Origin of the sequence: Lactobacillus helveticus (assembly GCF_046109915.1) — a bacterium.
Classification (GTDB): Bacteria; Bacillota; Bacilli; order Lactobacillales; family Lactobacillaceae; genus Lactobacillus; species Lactobacillus helveticus.
This window is the reverse complement of record NZ_CP151471.1, coordinates 770,987-789,159: the sequence shown is the minus strand read 5'-3', so window position 1 is coordinate 789,159 and position 18,173 is coordinate 770,987. Positions and strand designations below refer to the sequence as shown.

At 39.3% G+C, this 18,173-nt stretch carries 15 protein-coding genes and 1 pseudogene; 15 read left to right on the top strand and 1 reads right to left on the bottom strand.

From position 1 onward, the window contains the following. The first annotated feature begins 156 nt into the window (after positions 1–156). The 4 genes and pseudogenes from AADV52_RS04060 (at position 157) to AADV52_RS04045 (ending at position 3,233) form a co-directional block, all read left to right on the top strand. Positions 157–330 (top strand): LPXTG cell wall anchor domain-containing protein, encoded by a 174-nt coding sequence (locus AADV52_RS04060; RefSeq protein ID WP_014918954.1) that lies wholly within the window; start codon positions 157–159, stop codon positions 328–330. Between the two features lie 162 nt (positions 331–492). After that, positions 493–1,419 (top strand): L-lactate dehydrogenase, encoded by a 927-nt coding sequence (locus AADV52_RS04055; RefSeq protein WP_014918953.1) that lies wholly within the window; start codon positions 493–495, stop codon positions 1,417–1,419. 512 nt (positions 1,420–1,931) lie between these two features. Further along, positions 1,932–1,997 (top strand): annotated as a pseudogene (locus AADV52_RS04050) (YSIRK-type signal peptide-containing protein); the annotation flags it as partial. A gap of 12 nt (positions 1,998–2,009) precedes the next feature. Continuing rightward, complete coding sequence (locus AADV52_RS04045) at positions 2,010–3,233, top strand: pectate lyase-like adhesive domain-containing protein (protein ID WP_041809043.1); 1,224 nt, start codon at positions 2,010–2,012, stop codon at positions 3,231–3,233. 51 nt (positions 3,234–3,284) lie between these two features. Here the strand turns inward: AADV52_RS04045 and AADV52_RS04040 are convergent, their stop codons facing one another. Continuing rightward, a complete protein-coding gene (locus AADV52_RS04040) occupies positions 3,285–4,691 on the bottom strand; it encodes an ISLre2 family transposase (RefSeq protein ID WP_126096187.1) in 1,407 nt (468 codons plus the stop codon). A gap of 296 nt (positions 4,692–4,987) precedes the next feature. Here AADV52_RS04040 and AADV52_RS04035 point away from each other — a divergent pair, with 296 nt between their 5' ends. The 11 genes from AADV52_RS04035 to AADV52_RS03985 all read left to right on the top strand — a co-directional run bounded on the left by AADV52_RS04035 (position 4,988) and on the right by AADV52_RS03985 (position 18,157). Further along, complete coding sequence (locus AADV52_RS04035) at positions 4,988–6,481, top strand: mucin-binding protein (protein ID WP_227028425.1); 1,494 nt, start codon at positions 4,988–4,990, stop codon at positions 6,479–6,481. Beyond that, positions 6,433–6,738 carry a mucin-binding protein gene (locus AADV52_RS04030; RefSeq protein WP_227028424.1) on the top strand — a complete coding sequence of 102 codons (306 nt, stop codon included), beginning with the start codon at positions 6,433–6,435 and terminating at the stop codon, positions 6,736–6,738. The genes AADV52_RS04035 and AADV52_RS04030 overlap by 49 nt, the downstream gene beginning before the upstream one ends. A gap of 99 nt (positions 6,739–6,837) precedes the next feature. Beyond that, positions 6,838–8,151, top strand: coding sequence for a C1 family peptidase (locus AADV52_RS04025; protein ID WP_014918950.1), 1,314 nt, complete (start codon positions 6,838–6,840; stop codon positions 8,149–8,151). A gap of 320 nt (positions 8,152–8,471) precedes the next feature. Next, the gene (locus AADV52_RS04020) at positions 8,472–9,938 is read left to right on the top strand and encodes a DASS family sodium-coupled anion symporter (protein ID WP_014918949.1); all 1,467 of its coding nucleotides are present in this window, start codon (positions 8,472–8,474) and stop codon (positions 9,936–9,938) included. 77 nt (positions 9,939–10,015) lie between these two features. Then, on the top strand, positions 10,016–10,807 hold the full coding sequence (locus AADV52_RS04015; protein ID WP_014918948.1) for an alpha/beta fold hydrolase: 792 nt from the start codon (positions 10,016–10,018) through the stop codon (positions 10,805–10,807). A gap of 90 nt (positions 10,808–10,897) precedes the next feature. Next, positions 10,898–11,950 (top strand): [citrate (pro-3S)-lyase] ligase, encoded by a 1,053-nt coding sequence (gene citC, locus AADV52_RS04010; protein WP_014918947.1) that lies wholly within the window; start codon positions 10,898–10,900, stop codon positions 11,948–11,950. After that, positions 11,940–12,233, top strand: a complete 294-nt coding sequence (gene citD, locus AADV52_RS04005) for a citrate lyase acyl carrier protein (RefSeq protein WP_003628158.1) — start codon at positions 11,940–11,942, stop codon at positions 12,231–12,233. Before citC ends, citD begins: the two co-directional genes overlap by 11 nt. Further along, positions 12,234–13,148 (top strand): citrate (pro-3S)-lyase subunit beta, encoded by a 915-nt coding sequence (citE, locus tag AADV52_RS04000; protein ID WP_014918946.1) that lies wholly within the window; start codon positions 12,234–12,236, stop codon positions 13,146–13,148. Then, the gene (gene citF, locus AADV52_RS03995) at positions 13,138–14,679 is read left to right on the top strand and encodes a citrate lyase subunit alpha (RefSeq protein WP_014918945.1); all 1,542 of its coding nucleotides are present in this window, start codon (positions 13,138–13,140) and stop codon (positions 14,677–14,679) included. Before citE ends, citF begins: the two co-directional genes overlap by 11 nt. A 494-nt stretch (positions 14,680–15,173) precedes the next feature. Continuing rightward, positions 15,174–16,352, top strand: a complete 1,179-nt coding sequence (locus AADV52_RS03990) for an IS256-like element IS1201 family transposase (protein ID WP_012211245.1) — start codon at positions 15,174–15,176, stop codon at positions 16,350–16,352. Between the two features lie 200 nt (positions 16,353–16,552). Further along, complete coding sequence (locus AADV52_RS03985) at positions 16,553–18,157, top strand: collagen-binding domain-containing protein (protein WP_014918943.1); 1,605 nt, start codon at positions 16,553–16,555, stop codon at positions 18,155–18,157. The last annotated feature ends 16 nt before the right edge of the window (positions 18,158–18,173 follow it).

Genomic DNA, 18,173 nt, shown 5'->3' with positions numbered 1-18,173 from the left:
TATGCTGCAGCTGCACGTCCAACTGCTGCCGCTTCCGGCTACGCATCAAACATCGGCCCTCATGGTCAATCATCTACTGCCGGTTCATCTTCTAACATCGCTCCTAACAGTGAAGCTTTACCAGATGGACAATCGATCAATGCCAAAGGCCAAGTTTTGGATGCTAAGGGTCAAGTGATTGGCTATGTTTATAAAAATGGTCAAGTTCATTACTACTCACTTCCACAAACCAGTGAAAAGCAAAACGATTTAGTAGCTATTTTAGGTGCTAGCGCAATTGCTATTAGCATGATTGGTTTAGTAGGTGTGAAGAAGCGTCGTAATAATTAAAAATAAGCAAAAAAGTAAGTATGATTACGGTTAAAGTAATTGACTTACTGTTTTTTGTTAGCAATAATAATTACAGAATAAAGGGCGTCTAATGTAAGCGCTTAGTGTATAATGGATTTGTAGATTAAAAATATACATTTTTGAAAGGACTAAATATAACTTATGAGTAGAAAAGTATTTCTTGTTGGTGATGGTGCTGTTGGTTCAACTTTTGCAAATGACTTATTGCAAAATGCTAAGGTTGATGAATTAGCTATCTTCGATGTAGCTAAGGATCGTCTTGTTGGTGACGCAATGGACTTGGAAGATATCACTCCATTCATGGGTCAAACTGACATTCATCCAGCTGACTACAGCGATGCCAAGGATGCCGACGTTTGTGTAATTACTGCAGGTGGTCCCAGAAAGCCTGGCGAAACTAGACTTGACTTGGTTGCTAAGAACGTCAAGATTTTGAAGAGTATCGTTCAACCAATTGTTGAATCAGGCTTCAAGGGTGTCTTCGTAGTATCCGCAAACCCAGTTGACATCTTGACTACCTTAACTCAAAAATTGTCAGGTTTCCCAAAGAACCGCGTAATCGGTACTGGTACTTCACTTGACTCAATGCGTCTTCGCGTTGAACTTGCTAAGAAGCTTAACGTTCCAGTTGCTAAGGTTAACTCAATGGTTCTTGGTGAACACGGTGATACTTCATTTGAAAACTTCGATGAATCAACTGTTGATGGCAAGCCACTTCGTGACTACGCAGAGATCAACGACGATGTTTTAAGTGAAATTGAAACTGACGTCCGCAAGAAGGGTGGAAAGATCATTGCTAACAAGGGTGCTACATTCTACGGCGTTGCCATGATGCTTACCCAAATCGTTAGCGCAGTTTTGGACAATCGTTCAATCTGCTTGCCATTATCAGCTCCAATCAACGGCGAATACGGTATTAAGCACGACTTGTACTTAGGTACTCCAACTGTTATCAACGGTGAAGGTATTGAACAAGTAATCGAAACCAAGCTTTCAGATGCTGAAAAGGCTAAGATGATCAATTCAGCTGACAAGATGCAAGAAGTTTTAGGCGGAATTGAACTTTAATCTAAATATTTAAAAAAAGAAGCAGTTATCGTTAATTTATCAAACGATAGCTGCTTTTTTATGTTTTTGAAAAAGAATTTTGAAAAAAGAAATAATTTTCAGGGGGAATGAAACAAAAACAACGCCATTTTTTTAATCTTGGCAAAGGTGAAGGATAAATTAATTTGTTAAAATCACTCAGGCTTTGAATATATCCTTACTTGGACTAGGGAGATCACTGATAATATATGCTTAAAAATATAATTTGGTAATAAATTTTTAAACTAATAAAATAACATAGAACGCTATTGAAATTATCCTCAAATTTTGTACACAAAGCCTTATATTTCTATTAGCTAAGGTACTTAACTGTAGATAGAGCAACAGCAAACGTCTTGTAAATAAAGAAAAAATAACTGAAATGTGGGCTGTAAAGTATAAGGATTTGAATATCGAATTATTCATCTCGTATTAGTTTGACGGGGAGTTTAAGTATGTTATCAAAGAATAATTTTAATTAACGTCTTCGTAAAATGGAGCCGAAGAAAGAGCGGTTCTCTATTCGTAAATTTTTGGTAGGGGCTGCTTCTGGTTTAATCGGGTTCTTCTTTATGAACTCTATAGGTGATCAACAGGTTCAAGCTGTGGATAATAATCCTGCGGTTAAACCAGATGATGCCAAAGTTGCACAATCAGAAAGTGGTACTAAGGATACTACGGAAGTTACCAAGAATGACGGCAGTGTAGAAAGTTTGGAAGAAAATCCTGACGTCAAGAAAGTAGCTGCAACTATTAAACCAATTAAAAAGACTGAAGAAACAAGCTCAACAGGGAATGTGAATAATGTTGAAGCAAATAAATCAGTCGATCAAAATGCTAATTCTGTAAATAAAACGTCAGAGCAGGTAGCTGCTCCTAAGCAAGAAGAAAAGAAAGCTACGCAAAAGCCTGTAACGTCTCAAAATCAGGCTCAGTCTGAATCAATTCAAAACAAGAAGAATAATACTAAGACTGATCAAACAGGCAAGACAAAAGAGACTAAGACGGTTAAGTTGTCAGATACTCCGAAGACTCTTTCTTTAGCTGATTTTACTAAGGAAACTAAGGAGTTAGAGACTAAACTTCCTAACATGAGTGAGGCTGAACGTAAAGCTGTTGCAGATAAGCTCCTTGCTGATCAAAAGACTTTGTCTGCCGCAGATCAAGCCAAACTTGCTACTATGATTAGTGAGCAAGCTGATATTTCTAATGGTCAAACTGAACACGCTCATGACTACAGTTCATTCTTAAGTGCGTTGCGTAATGCCAATGCAAGTACCATTGTCTTAGATAACGATATTGACTTTAGTAATGCTAATTTAAAGCATGGTCTTCTTAATTTACAGGGTGGTAATTGGGAGAGACTTAACAATAAAGGCATAGCTCGTACAGTTACAATCCAAGGTAGTAAGAAGGCAGACGGCACCATTACTGAATCAAAATTTGGTGATCGTTACATTGCCTTTACCGATGATAACCAAAGCAATGGTCAAGGTTGGCACATCAAATTAAGTGATCTTACGCTTCAAACTGAAACTGTTTATGGTCCACTTTACTTTGCACTTGTAGGTGTTACAAATGCTGGACAAGATTACGTTGAATATCATAATGTTACTACTACGACTGATACTAAACGAGTCTTTAATTCTGATGCTGCTAATGTTCAATTTTCAGGTGCTAACGTCCTCAACTCAAGTCCTGAAAACGGTGGTGCAGCAATTTATGCTAATAGTGTCGAAGTTTTAGATGGTAACACAATCGTTAATGCTTTGCCAGATGCTAAAACTACTGCGTAAGTGTCAATATTTTTGCGGTAGGCTATTAGCCATTAGTCTGACCTTAATTTCTTAAATATTTATTTGATTTATTTTTCTGCTAAAATCGTTTAAATAGCTATGTCCTGCTGTTAAGCTTTCAATGGCGCCGTGATGAATGCCCAGATGAGCTTCATGCGTCTTTCTTAGGCTGGCACGAACTGCACCTTTCAATTCTTCCTGATCACCAATATCGAGCTGTCCACCTGCAAACTCACTGCTAAGCCAGTATTCCAGCTCTTTGTTTTTAATGCAAGTCAGTACACGCAGAATTCCTTCGGCACCATCTTCTGACCAGTATTTTCCTTGCCCTTTGACGCGATAAGTATATTTACGGTGATTGCTTTCACAGCAGCCAATTGCCTTAATTACGGACAAATGACGCATTTTGAATGGCTTAATATCCACCCAGCGACGATGAAGATAGCTGCGCAGGCGCCTTAAATTCTCATGATTTTCTGGCGTATTCAGCTCATCAATCAGATTGCTTTCAATCGTGTCTAAAATCACGTCAGTCAAGTGACGGTCATATTTAAACTCAACTGCACTGATCAATTTGCCTTGCATGGCCGGCATGAAGCTTAGACGATCTTTAATCTTTTTGTTCAAGTGAAAGACATCCAAGAAGTGTTCGTGCTGCCGGCAATAGCCAACTATTTCATCAAAGTCTTTCTTGGCATAGCCAGCACCGCCATCGGCATTACTGATGATTAAAGTATCGCTTAAGTCATAGGTATTGGCTAAATAAGCTTTAATTTCTTGCAAAGCATCCAAGCGGCTTAAAGAAACAAACTCTTTGGCCTGTACTCTCTTTCTGCGCGTCTTGCTTAAATTAATAATATCCTCGCAGACTTGATAGCGATGAAATTCCAGTCGCTTCTTGGTGCCTTTAATCACAACGCCATCGCCTTCAAGATAAAGCACTGGCACCTTTTTCTTTTGAGCAATACCATCGTATCTTTCCTCAGACTGCTGCTGTGCTTTAATCTGTTTGTCTGCTTGCACAATCAGCTTGCCAACTTGACTATGGCTAATATTGAAACAGGAGAGAGTATTAACAGCTAAAGCAGTATTGCGGTAAGTTGCCACGGCGCTAACCTGCAAAATATCCTTCACTGCCAAAACACTGTAACGCTTGTATTTGTCATAGCCCATCAGCTTATCCAGTGGATATTTAGCCTTTTTGCCAGGACAAGCATATCTTCTGCGCCAATAGCTGATTTCACCAAAGGCAGTCACAACTGAACGCTTATTTTTCTTCTCGATCTGATAGCCTTGCTTTTTAGTCTCTTCAACTAGACCAGCATCAACTTCTTCTAGTGCTGCTGTCATCAATTCTCTAATCAGATCAAAGAAATAGCACATTAATGCCTTTTCACGGGCAATAACATTATTTTCAGACTTAATAATTTTTACGATATCAGCTATAATAGATTCCATAAAAGACCAGCTTCTAATGTGTTTTTTTCGTTAACATCAGACTACTGGTCTTTTTGTTTGAGCTCAAGTCCAATTTCAAAGGATTTGAGCTTTTTTAATTAATTATTCAACTTACCGCAAAAAATTATACACTTAGAACTACTGCTGGTAGTGATGGTAATGCTGCCATCATAATCGGTGCTTATAAATCTCATGGTAATGCTGTCATTGATGAAGGTGCTAATTTAACTGTTAACACAGATGGGCACTATGGTAAACAATCAGATAATACTTACGATCCTAACAGGAACCATGATATGTTGGGCATTCGCTACCAAGGTGCTGGTGCTCAAGGTAAGTCTATTGATGAAGCTACTGGTGGTGTAGTCCGCGTTAAGAAGCATGGTAGCTTAACCATTAATACTGGTACTGGTGGTTCAACTGCAATTGAAGCCGGACACCTTGACGTACAAGATGGCGCAAATGTAACCATTAATAGTAAGCAAGATACTCACTTAGGTCACGCCGGCGATCACTGGGGTCCTATCATGCTTGGTTACGCAGATGGTGATAACAATGCCGAAGCTCGTATTGGCAAGGGCGCTAACTTAACCATTAAGCGTACAAGTTCTGAAGCTTCTGCACCAATGATCAGTTTTGGTGGTGGTATGGCCAATAATGGTAAGACCTTTAGAGTCGAAGTTAATGGCGGTACTTTAGACTTACAAGATAGTGCTAAGGACGTAGCAACTTGGCAAAAGAGTTGGGTAACTAATGCTCCACGTGCAGGTATGATCACTATGTGGGGTACTGGTGGTAACGACACTATCGAGTTTAACAACCCTGAATACATCAACTTGCAACGTAAGAATGCAAATCAAGCTGGTAGTATGTTCAGAATGGAAGGTTCGCAGAACCATTTCTACATTAACGATCCATCAACTGATTATTATCAAAAATATGGCAATACTGCCGCCACTGTTCCAGTTTTCAAAATGCCAATTATTCGCGTTGATGCCGATCATCCTAATGAATTGGTTGATCCAAGTGCATATTCTCGTCAAATCAATTTTGTCGTTAAATATGATGGTGCAGGTGAATTAACACCTAAGGACAATGTTCAAACCATTGACTTTAAGCGTACCGTTACCGCTAGTCCAATCACCGGAAAGATCATCGAAGCTGGCAAGTACACCACTCCTTGGCAATCAGATCAAGAATCATTTAGCGATGTGGTTGTTCCTGTCGTGCCTGGATACCATGCCGACAAGAAGATGATTAATGGCATTAAGGGTGTTGATTCAATCGAAAAGACCGTTAACTATGCACCAAACGGCCGCATTATTCCGGTAGATCCTGATAACAAGGAACTTAAGGATGTTAAGCAACCAATTTACAAGACCAGTGCAACCGATGCTACCCAAGTAGAAAGCGGCATTCTTTTGCCTAAGGTTAAGGGCTACAACTGCGACTTAGTAACTATTACGCCAGAAGATCCAGGCAAGGATACCAAGGTAACCTATAAGCCGATCAAGAAGGACGACATTTTGGTAATTAAGGTTGGCAAGAATAAGGCAACTGATACTGAAGCAGTTAAGGCTCTTGAAAAGCCAGCAGAAGAGGCTCCTGCAAAGATTGCTGAAGAAAAAAAGAACCTGCTGCAGCTAAGCCAGTTGAAGAACCTAAAGAAAAGCAACCTGCTGCTCCAGCAACTGAACCAACACCTCAACCTGTTGAAAAGCCAGTTATTCCAGAACCTAAGATGGCTGAAACTTCAGAAAATCCTGAAACTGAAACTCAAGAAGCAGTAATCAACTTTATTGATCTTGATCAAAATGGTAAGCAATTGACTTCTTCAGGCGTTTTGAGAGGGATGCCAGGTGAAAGCATTAATGATCTTTACAGCAGTGAAATTCCGCTTAAAGTGATTAAGAAGGCTGGCTACAAGGTTGTCTTCAACAACTTCGACATCCCTGGTGTCACTCAACGCTTCAGCAACAATAAAGTGATGATTCAAATTTTTACTATCGGTTTGAGCAAGAAAGACTCTACTGAAGGTAACAATTAAATTATCTAAATGAAATAGTGAGCAAATATGCTTGCTATTTTTCTTTAGTCAGGTATTATTAATTAACAAAAGATTAAAATATGGAAAAGAAGGTATACTATGACAGCTATCTCAGAACAAGAACTCGCTGGCTTTTCAGCGGACTTTAACTCTAATGAAAAAAATAAAGTTGCATCCCGTGCTGCACGTCGCAGTGGCTTATACGAAGCATCATTCAATGATCGCGTTTCTGAACGCTTGAATCACGTCTTTTCTACCGAATTAGACGTTGGCGGCGTTACTGATCAAAAGCACTCTGGCCGCTGCTGGGAATTCGCTACTTTGAACGTTTTGCGTCACTACTTTGGTAAGAAGAATAAGGTGAAGGACTTCACATTCTCTCAAGCTTATAATTTCTTCTGGGACAAGATTGAAAGAGCTAACGCTTTTTATAACGCAATGATCAAGTTGGCTGATAAGCCAATCAACGATCGTGAAGTTCAATCTTGGCTTGAATTCGCTGGTCAAGATGGCGGCCTTTGGAGCATGGCCATTAACTTGGTTAAGAAGTATGGTGTAGTGCCATCATATGCAATGCCTGAAAGTTTCAACTCTAACAACACGACTGCTTTAATTGATTCACTTGCACGTAAGGAAAGAAAAGATGCTTTGCTTTTACGTAAGTTGGTTAATGAAGGCAAGCAAGATGAACTTGAAGCTGCCAAGAAAAAGTGCTTGGGTGAAGTTTATCGCATGGTTGCTGTAGCTTTGGGTGAACCACCAAAGAAGTTTGACTTGGAATATCGTGATGATGACAAGAAGTATCATTTGGAGAAGGATTTGACTCCACAAGCCTTCGTACAAAAGTACTTCAAGGACTTTAAGTTTGATGACTATGTTGTTTTGTCCAACTGCCCCAACCACGCATTTAACAAGCTTTACCACATGCCACTTTACGACAACGTTGAAGGTGGCGACCAAATTAAGTTTTTGAATGTGCCAATCGAATACTTGGCTAACGCTGCTGTGGCACAACTTAAGGCGGGGGATGCCGTAATCTTTGGTAACGACGTCTTGAAGCAAATGGAAAGAAAGACTGGTTACTTAGATACCGAACTTTACAAGACCGATGAATTGTTTGGCGTTGACACTAAGATGAGCAAGGCCGATCGTTTGAATACCGGTGAAGGCTTTGCGACTCACGATATGACTTTAGTGGGTGTTGATGAAGATCACGGCCATATCCGCAAGTGGAAGGTCGAAAATTCTTGGGGCGACAAGTTTGGTCACAAGGGCTTTTACGAGATGAGCCAAACATGGTTTGAAGACTACGTTTACGATGTTGTCGTTAAAAAAGAATTTTTGACTAAGGAACAAGTTGAACTTGCTGAAGGTCCAGCAGTAGACTTGAAGCCTTGGGATAATATTGGCTAATGTGATATAATGAAAATGAAAAAAGAGGTCGGCATTACGACTGCCGCACCTCTTTAGTGCAAAACCGTTAAAAAACGGTGGTACTGTTTAGGATTAATTAAAAACCGCTAAACTTCTTCCAAAAGCTATTGAAGCGGTTTTTAATTTTGCTATTTTTCGAGAATAAGTGCAGAAATGTACTTGTTCTTTTTATTTTAAAAAACATAAAAAATAACTTTATTTTTAAAATAGTTTAAATTCCTCCTGAAAGGTATATAATACTATGTGAAAAAATTCATTTTTGAATTGATTCTTTTATTGATACTCATCAGGGGAGAGAAATGAGAAATTTAGAGAAGGTAAATTATAAAGGCTTTATTTGGCCTTTAGTAGTAGGTATAGTGCTGTGGTTAATCACACCATGGCGACCAAGCGGTTTATCACTTCAAGCCTGGGAAATGTTTGCAATATTTGTTGCAACGATTGTGGGATGTATCACAAAGCCGCTGCCAATTGGCGGTACAACATTGCTTGGAATGGTAGTAACTGTTTTAGTTGGTTTAGCTCCAGTTAAAGATGTAGTTAACTCCAAGGGCGTTGTAGTGCAAACTGGTATTTTGAGTTCTTTTGGGAACTCTGCTGCTTGGTTAATCGCTATGGCCTTTATCATGGCTCATGGTATTAGCAAGACTGGTTTAGGTAACCGTGTAGCTTATTTAATGATTAAGAAGTTCGGTAAGCGATCAATCGGTATTGGTTATGCTGTTACTGGCTTGGAATTAATCATGGGTGCACTTATTCCATCTAACAGTGCTCGTACTGGTGGGGTAACTTGGCCTGTAGTTGAATCAATTTCTAAGAGTTACAAGTCTAATCCCCACGATCCTTCAAGAAAAAAGATCGGTGCATATTTAGACTTCACTGCCTTTCATGCAAATATTTTGTCAACAGCATTGTTTATTACTGGTGCTGCTCCTAACTTGGTTGCTCAACAGATGGCTGCACAAAAAGGCTATCAAATGAGTTGGATTAGCTGGTTCTGGGCAGGTTTAGTTCCAGTCATTGTGGCTACATTAATTATCCCAATTGTCATTTACAAGATGTATCCACCTGAGATTAAGGAAACTCCTAATGCTAAAGATTGGGCTGACGACAAATTAAAAGAAATGGGACCAATGTCTGAACCAGAAAAGATTATGGCGAGTGTCTTTTCTTTAGCAATTTTACTTTGGGTTCTTTCAGGATTCTTCAAGATTCCACAACTTGACTCAGCCTTTGTTGCATTTTTAGCAGTAACGCTTTTGTTAATCACTGGTGTGTTAAGCATGGAAGATGCTTTGCATGAAACTGGTGCTTGGAATATTTTGATTTGGCTTTCAATTTTGATCTTCATGGCTGGCAAGTTGATTTCTTACGGCTTCATTGATTGGTTTGCTAAATTTATTCAAAGCGAAGTTCACGGCATTAGCTGGGGATTTGTTCTTGTAGTATTAATTTTATTAATGTTCTACACGCACTACTTCTTTGCTAGTGGTACAGCTCATATGACAGCTCTTTATTTGCCATTTTTAACTGTGGCTACTGCAATGGGTGCTCCACTTGGCCTTTCAGCTATGCTTTTAGCCTTTACTGGTGTAATTAATGCTTCAACTACTCACTATGCTAATGGTCCTGCTTCAATTTTGGCTACGACGGGTTATGTTAAGCAAAAAGAATGGTGGAAGATGAATTTCATCTTGGGAATTCTCTACATGCTGATTTTTGGTATTGTAGGTTCACTTTGGATGAAAATTATTGGTGTTTGGTAGAAAAAGCAATCTGGGAAACCAGATTGCTTTTTTATGTGATAATAAGGTTAAAACTAAGAAGACAAATAAGGATCAAAATGAAATTTAAAACAAATGATGATGTCATGCTGCATTACAGCGATACAGGAGAAAAAAATCGTCCCGTTTTGTTGGGCATCCCCGGTATTGGCGGTTCTAGTCAAATGTGGCAAGACTTAATTACACTTTTTAATGATCGTTATCGCTTTGTCATGCTTGATCCGCGCAATCAAGGACAATCCGAGCGTACTTATCGCGGTCAACGAATCAGCCGTCATGCCGTCGACTTAGAAGAATTGATGGAAGAGCTGGATTTGCATGACGTAGTTGCCATCGGCAATTCCATGGGAGCTGCCAACATTTGGGCTTACTTATCTATCTATGGCAAGGGCCGTCTTAAAGCTATGGTCGATTTGGATCAGTCACCTAAGATGATTGCCGATAAGACCTGGCAATATGGTTTTAAGGATTTAACCTGGGACAACTATCCAGAAATGTTAAAGTTCGATTTTGGCAAGGCTTTTTACCATCATATTGATGAAAAAATGTTCCAAGATGCCAAAAATGAATACCAAGCCTTTCCATATAATCCTGAGGAAAACTACAACTGCTTAGTAGAGCATGCCGAACAAGATTGGCGCGATATGATTATGGATAGTCCTGTGCCGATGCTGGTAATTGCTGGTGAAAAATCACCATTCTTCAATCCTGATTTTACTAAGGCAATTAAATTCCTGAATGAAAAGGTCGAAACCGCGATTATTCCGGAATGTGGACACTTGCCTCAAGCAGAACAGCCAGCTAAAGTGCACAAGGTTATTAGCAATTTTTTGCAAAATTTGAAAAACTAAGCACAAATTTGAAATATTAAAATGGCAGGAGTAAACTGTTCTTTGTGAAAAAGATTACTTGCTCTTTGATAATAGTAAGGTGGCATATCAATGGATAAAGTAGTTGATTTGTTTTTAAGTGATGCCGCAACTCGTCAAAAATGGGAGAATTTGCTTTCATCTTTAGATTTGCATAATTTTAGTGCAAGAGAAGTTGATCAGATCGACCATACGATTGGTTTGGTGGATGAGGATTGCAATCTAGTTGGTACAGGCAGCGTTGCCGGTAATGTGTTGAAGTATGTGGGCGTGATTAATGAAGATACGCAAGGCGCACGCTTTAACAAGGTCGTTACTAACTTGATGCAGTATTTAGCTGGACAGAAGATTTACCATTCATTCGTTTTTACTAAGGCTAAGTATGCGACTAGTTTTGAACACTTGCATTTTAATTTGCTGGCTAAGACAGATGAGGCAGCCTTTTTAGAGAACGGGATGCCAGATATAAATGATTTCTTGAGTGACTTGCCAAAGGTAGAGGATCAAGCAGATAAGAAGATCGCAGCGATCGTAATGAATGCCAATCCTTTTACCTTGGGGCATCAGCACTTGGTTAAGATGGCAAGTGAAGAAAATGATTTAGTCTATGTCTTCGTAGTGGCTAATGATGTTTCTTTGTTTAATTTTAACGAAAGAATGAAGCTGGTTAAGGAAGGAACCAAGCAATTTGCTAATATAAAAGTTGTTTCAGGTGGCGATTACATGGTTTCTCCAGCAACTTTCCCAGCTTACTTCTTAAAATCACCTGATGAATTGATTGACGTCCAAACCTCAGTCGATGCAGCAGTGTTCAAGAATGAGATTGCACCTGCTTTGAACATTGCCCGTCGTTATATCGGTCAAGAACCTATTTCACGTACGACGAACTTTTATAATGTTAGTTTGGCTCATGAGCTTGGTCCTGATATTGAAGTGATTACTGTTAAGCGCCTAGAGAAGGCAGGGCAAATTGTGACTGCTACTCAGGTAAGACAATGGATCAAGGATGGAGATTTGACCAAGATAAATAAGTTTGTGCCAGAATCTACCTATGAGTTTATCAAGCAAAATATGAGTGAATTGCAATCGAGAATTGAGAAAGGAATGAATATTGATGGAAATTAAAACTACTGCCGTAGCAGGAACTCTTGAAAGTTCTGATATTCAAATCATGATCTCTAAAGGTTCTAACGGCATTGAAATCGATTTGGAATCTGAAGTTAAGAAAGCATATGGTGATCAAATTGAAAAAGTGATCACCGAAACCTTAAAGAAGTACGGTTTGGAAAATGCCAAGGTTAAGGCAACTGACAAGGGTGCACTTGATTGTGTAATTAAGGCTCGTACTTTAGCAGTTGCTCAACGTGCAACTGAAACACAAGATAAGCCTGACTTGGAGGTGCTTTAAATGACTTACGTTAAAAATCGTTTACGTAGAACCATGATGTTCGTTCCCGGCAACAATCCTGCCATGATTAAAGATGCAGGTATCTATGGTGCCGACTCAATTATGCTTGACTTAGAAGACTCAGTATCTTTGACTGAAAAAGATGCAGCTAGAATGCTGGTTTATGAAGCAATTAAGACTGTTGATTTTGGCGGCATTGAAATCGTAGTCAGAGTAAATGGTCAGGATACGCCATTTTATGATGAAGATGTTCGTGCCATGGTCAAGGCTGGTGTTGATGTCATTCGTTTGCCAAAGACCGAATCTGCAGCAATGATTCAAAAATTGGTTAAGGACATTGAACACTGGGAAGATGAATATGGCATTGAAAAGGGCTCAATCGGTGTTATGGCTGCCATTGAAAGTGCCAAGGGCGTTTTGAATGCTCCAGAAATTGCCACAGCTACGCCACTTATGATGGGACTTGCCGTATCTGGTGAAGACTACACCGCTGATATGCACACCCACCGTTATCCAGATGGCCGCGAACTTGAATTTGCACGCAACATGGTTTTACAAGCAGCTCGTGCAGCTGATGTTTATGCCTTTGATACCGTATTTTCTAACATGAAGGATACTGAAGGCTTCTACCGTGAAACTAATTACATTCACGAATTAGGCTACGATGGTAAGAGTTTGGTTAACCCACGTCAAATTGCTATGGTTAACAAGGTCTTCAATCCAACTAAAGAAGAAATTGAACAAGCTAAAAATGTTGAAAATGCTATTCGTGAAGCCAAGGCTAAGGGCAGCGGCGTTATCTCACTTAACGGCAAGATGGTTGATAAGCCAGTTGTAGAAAAGGCAACCCGTGTACTTGAAACTGCTAAAGCTTCTAACTTGATTGATGAAGAAGGTAACTACATTGGAGAATAAAGTAAAACGCGAATTACCAGACGATTTAATGAATAAAATGGGTTTAAAGCCATTTGAAACTACTGAAATTGGTCATCCAGAAGTAAAGCGTGTAGCTCCAACAGTTCGCGTAACTATTGGCCAAAATAAGGTCGTTGCTTCTCTTGATGAGGTAATCAAGAATAACTTGAAAGATGGCATGACTATTTCATTCCACCACCACTTTAGAAATGGTGACTACATCTTTAATATGGTCATGGACAAGATCATTGCTATGGGCTACAAGGATTTGACTTTGGCTCCAAGTTCATTGACTGGTGTCATGAATGATAAGGTAATTGAAGCTATCAAAAAGGGTGTTATTACTAACATTACTTCTTCAGGGATGCGTGGCTCACTTGGTGACTTCGTTTCTCACGGCGGCTTGAAGAAGCCTGTAATTTTCCGTTCACACGGTAATCGTGCTCGTTCAATCGAAGAAGGAGAAATCAAGATTGATGTTGCCTTCTTAGGTGTACCTGTATCAGATCCTGCAGGTAACGCTAATGGTCAAGATGGGGATGCTGTATTTGGTTCATTAGGCTATGCTTTAATGGATGCTCAATACGCTAACAAGGTTGTTCTTTTAACTGATAACATTGTTGACTATCCAAACACCCCTGCTTCAATCAAGCAAGATCAAGTTGACTACGTAGTCAAGGTTGATAAAGTAGGTGACTCTGACAAGATCGGTTCAGGTGCTACTCGTTTCACTAAGGACCCGAAGGAACTTAAGATTGCTCGAATGGTTAACCAAGTTATTGTTAACTCACCATACTACAAGCAAGGCTTTAGCTTCCAGACTGGTTCAGGTGGTGCCGCATTAGCCGTTACTCGCTATCTTCGTCAAAGCATGATTAAGGATGGCATTACTGCTTCATTTGCTTTGGGCGGTATTACTAAGCCTACTACTGATTTGCTTGAAGAAGGTCTTGTCAGAAAAGTGATGGATGTTCAGGACTTTGATAAGGGTGCTGCTCAATCTATGGCTAACAACAAGAACCAACAAGAAATCGACGCTTCATGGTATGCGGATCCACATAACAAGGGTGCAGTAGTAAACAACCTTGATGTTTCTATCTTGTCCGCATTGCAAATTGATACTGACTTCAATGTTAATGTTATGACTGGTTCTGATGGTGTCATTCGTGGTGCTGTTGGTGGTCACCAAGATGCTGCCGCAGGTGCCAAGATGACTATTATTACTGCTCCACTTGTTCGTGGTAGAAATGCTACTGTTGTACCTAGCGTTGAAACTATCGTTACACCAGGGTCATCAATCGATGTCTTGGTTACTGAACGAGGCATTGCAATTAACCCAGCCCGCAAGGACTTGATTGATGCATTTAAGAATGTACCAGGACTTAATATTTTGGACATTCATGACTTGCAAAAGATGGCTGAAAAACAAGTTGGTGTACCAAAGCCACTTGAATATACTGACCGTACTGTAGCTTTAGTTGAATACCGTGATGGTACAATTATTGATGCTATTAAAGAAGTTAAAGACTAAAAAGTAGATTTGCCTTAAAAGCATGTGCATTGCGCATGCTTTTTTGTTTTTTGCCAAAATTTGGATTAAATTTATAAATGTCTAAAATATGATGCATTTATTAGCTAAAGTTAAAAATTTTAATTTAAATAATTGAGATACGTATTTTTAATTTTAACCGTAGTTCTAGCTTGAAAATGTAAATTAAGTAATAATTAAAAATGTAAAATCAGCATTTTATAAGTAATTATTAATATTGACTTAAATAAAAATTCAGGGTATATTAACGTTCAAATCTATGCGTGGCGCCTAATTAGATTGATTTATAAAAAATATAGTTTAATATTTTATTTGTATAGTATTACTTATAGTTAATACAGCTACCGAGACTGTAAAATAGTTTGTGTAAGGATGAATGATTCCTTAAATTAATTTCTTAAAACATTAGAAAAAGGAGTTCCTTTCTCGTATGATTGGTTTGAACAAAAAACACATACAGAAAGAAGAACTCCTTCATGAATGATTTTACCAAAAATATTGCTCAAGCTCTATTCAATCAAGACAAAATTAATGATTTATTGCGTAAAGAATTACAACAAGCAGTTAATGACTTGTTAGAAGCTGAATTAACCGCCTTTTTAGGTTATAATCCTTATGCAAGAGACGGCTGGAATACCGGCAATTCTAGGAACGGTACCTACTTTCGCAAGGTGGATACGCAGTTTGGCAAAATTGAAATCCAGGTGCCACGAGACCGCAACGGCCTGTTTCATCAGCACACGCTGCCTGACTACAAGCAGCATGCAGATGTGTTGGAAAACATGATCATCAAGCTTTACTCTAAAGGCGTAACTACCAGAGAGATAGCTGATTTGATTGAAAAAATGTATGGCAGCCATTACAGCCCCGCTCAAGTATCCAATATTTCTAAGCAGATGATCCCCAAGGTAGAGGCCTATCACAAGCGTAAGCTTAGCGATAAGTTCTTCTGCGTTTATCTAGACGCTACCTACGTTCCTCTGCGCCGAGAAACTTTTGAACGTGAAGCTGTCTATATTGCCATTGGTATCAAACCTAATGGCCACAAGGAAGTTATCGACTACTGCATTGCGCCCAATGAAAACATTGAAGTCTGGACGGAGCTGCTCCAAAGCATGAAGTCTCGCGGCTTAGAGCAAGTAGAGCTTTTTCTTTCAGATGGCGTTGTGGGCATGAAGACAGCACTGGCAAAGACCTATCCTCAAGCTCATTTCCAGCGTTGCTTGGTTCATGTCATGCGTAATATCTGCGCTAAAGTACGCGTGGAGGATCGCGAGGCAATTATGAACGAATTCAAGCAGATTCACCAGCAAGCCAATAAAGCAGCTGCTGTTGATGTATTGCATGCCTTCTATGCCAAATGGGACAAGAGTTATAATCATGTCATAAGAAACCTGAAAGACATCGAGCCGGACCTGCTGGTCTTCTATAATTATCCTAAGCAGATCAGAGCTTCAATTTACTCTACCAACATGATTGAATCTTTTAACAACGTCATTAAGCGCAAGGTTAAGCCTAAAGCAGAGTTTCCGACTGAACAGTCGCTTGATACTTTCATTGGCATCCAAGCAATGAGTTACAATGACCGCTACTTCAACCGAATTCACAAAGGCTTTGGTCAGGTTCAGGACACCTTAGAATCTTACTTTGATTAAATAAAGAATAAAAAATCAATCTATGAGAAAGATCTATTTACACAAAAGATTTGACAGTTTCCAGCTACCAAATTAAAATATGTTTTACTGGGAGTTTAAAGCATATGAAAAAACAATTAAAAGTGATAATGGCTGGAACTACTGTTTTTTGGGGAGCGAGCATATTTAATGATCCTGTACAAGCTATAGTTTTTTAAAAAGTGCCGACTACGCAAACAAGTAGTGAAAAAGAACATGAAGACTTTAGTATTTATCAAGATAAGACAGAGTCTAAGGATGTAGATGGCAATTTGACTATGGTTGGTGAGATTGCAGAAGATCAAAACAAGCACAACGTATTAGGCGTGGCTGGGATGTTCCATATTTTTTCAAAGGAAACTAATATTAGTGCAGATACTAATGGTAATGTTGCCACTAAGACTTATCATTCTGGCAATGAGTTTGGAACTAGGGGAGAAAGTCACAATTTAACTGCTACTAAAGATGTCAATTACATCGAAAAGATAGAAGATATTGGGGCTAATGCTGTTAGGGCTCAAGATCAAACAGTAGTAGTGGGAAAAGATAGCGATAATGTGCAAAAGCAAGGCAATCAGGTATTTGTGAATGGAAAGCGGCTGGACCATTTGCATGCCAAAGATCTGCGTAAAGAAGATGAGATTCATCTGGGACATAAATACATTGATATAGATCGTGAATTTAAGAAGTTGGAGTTGAATAGCAACAGTTTTGCTAGAAATAAGCAGTCTGAAGGGATGCAGGTCAATTTTAACGATATGAATAATCGCTATATTGATGTCTCCAATGCTAAAAAAGATGAGTTCAATAATATTTATGTTGATTTGGATGCGCAATATCTGATGGCACCGCAGCCGATTACTATTAAGGGGATCTCTGAAGAAAAAGAGGCACCAACGATTATTGTTAATATTAGAAATAGTAATGCGGGACTAACTGCGAGCACGCAAACTAGGTTGATTTATCATGATAACGTAACTTTATCACCAAGTGAATCGCATCCTCGCCGCAATAAAGTGTTGTGGAATTTTGGTGAAGAGCTTAAAAAGCTAGATGTTTCTTCGGGCTACATGATGGGGAGCATTTTAGCACCTAATGCCGTTGTGACCTTGAATGTTAATGTTGATGGAAATATCGTAGCTGAAGTGGTTAACGTAAAGGGCGGCGAAAGTCACCGTTGGGACTTGCAGCCAAGCAAGCCGAAGGTTCCGAAATTGCCGGACAATGAATTTATTGTTCCGCCACCATTGCCTGAAGATCCGAATAAGGATAAGCCGGGGTCTGATGATCCAGGGAAGGATGAGGAGAAACCAAAATCTGAGGATCCAAATAAGGATAAAGAAGAACCTAAGCCGAAAGTTCCAAATAAGGGCGAGGAAACTCCAAAGCCGGAGAATCCAGGTGAAGAAAAGCCAACTCCTCCTGCTGGGGATGAGGAACAACCAGAGGTGGAAACTCCTCAAACTGAAAATCCAATTCCTTCAGATCCAGGTGATAAACCATCTATTTCAGATGAACCAGTAACACCTCACGTAGTAGAGCCATCTAAGTCTGCAATAGTAAAACAAGTTAAAAAGGAAACATCTAATAAAAGCGCTTCCGATCTTAAGACAATTAGACCAGCAGTGAGTGTCACCGCGACCGAAACTTCTGTAAAAAACTCAAAAACTAATCAAAATGATTTACCACAAGCTGGCGAAGATAAAACTCATCTAACGCTAGCAGGGTTAACACTCAGTCTTTTGGCTTTGATTGCAGGTATTTTTACCAAATCAAAAAGAAATTAAGCTTTAACTCTAAGGG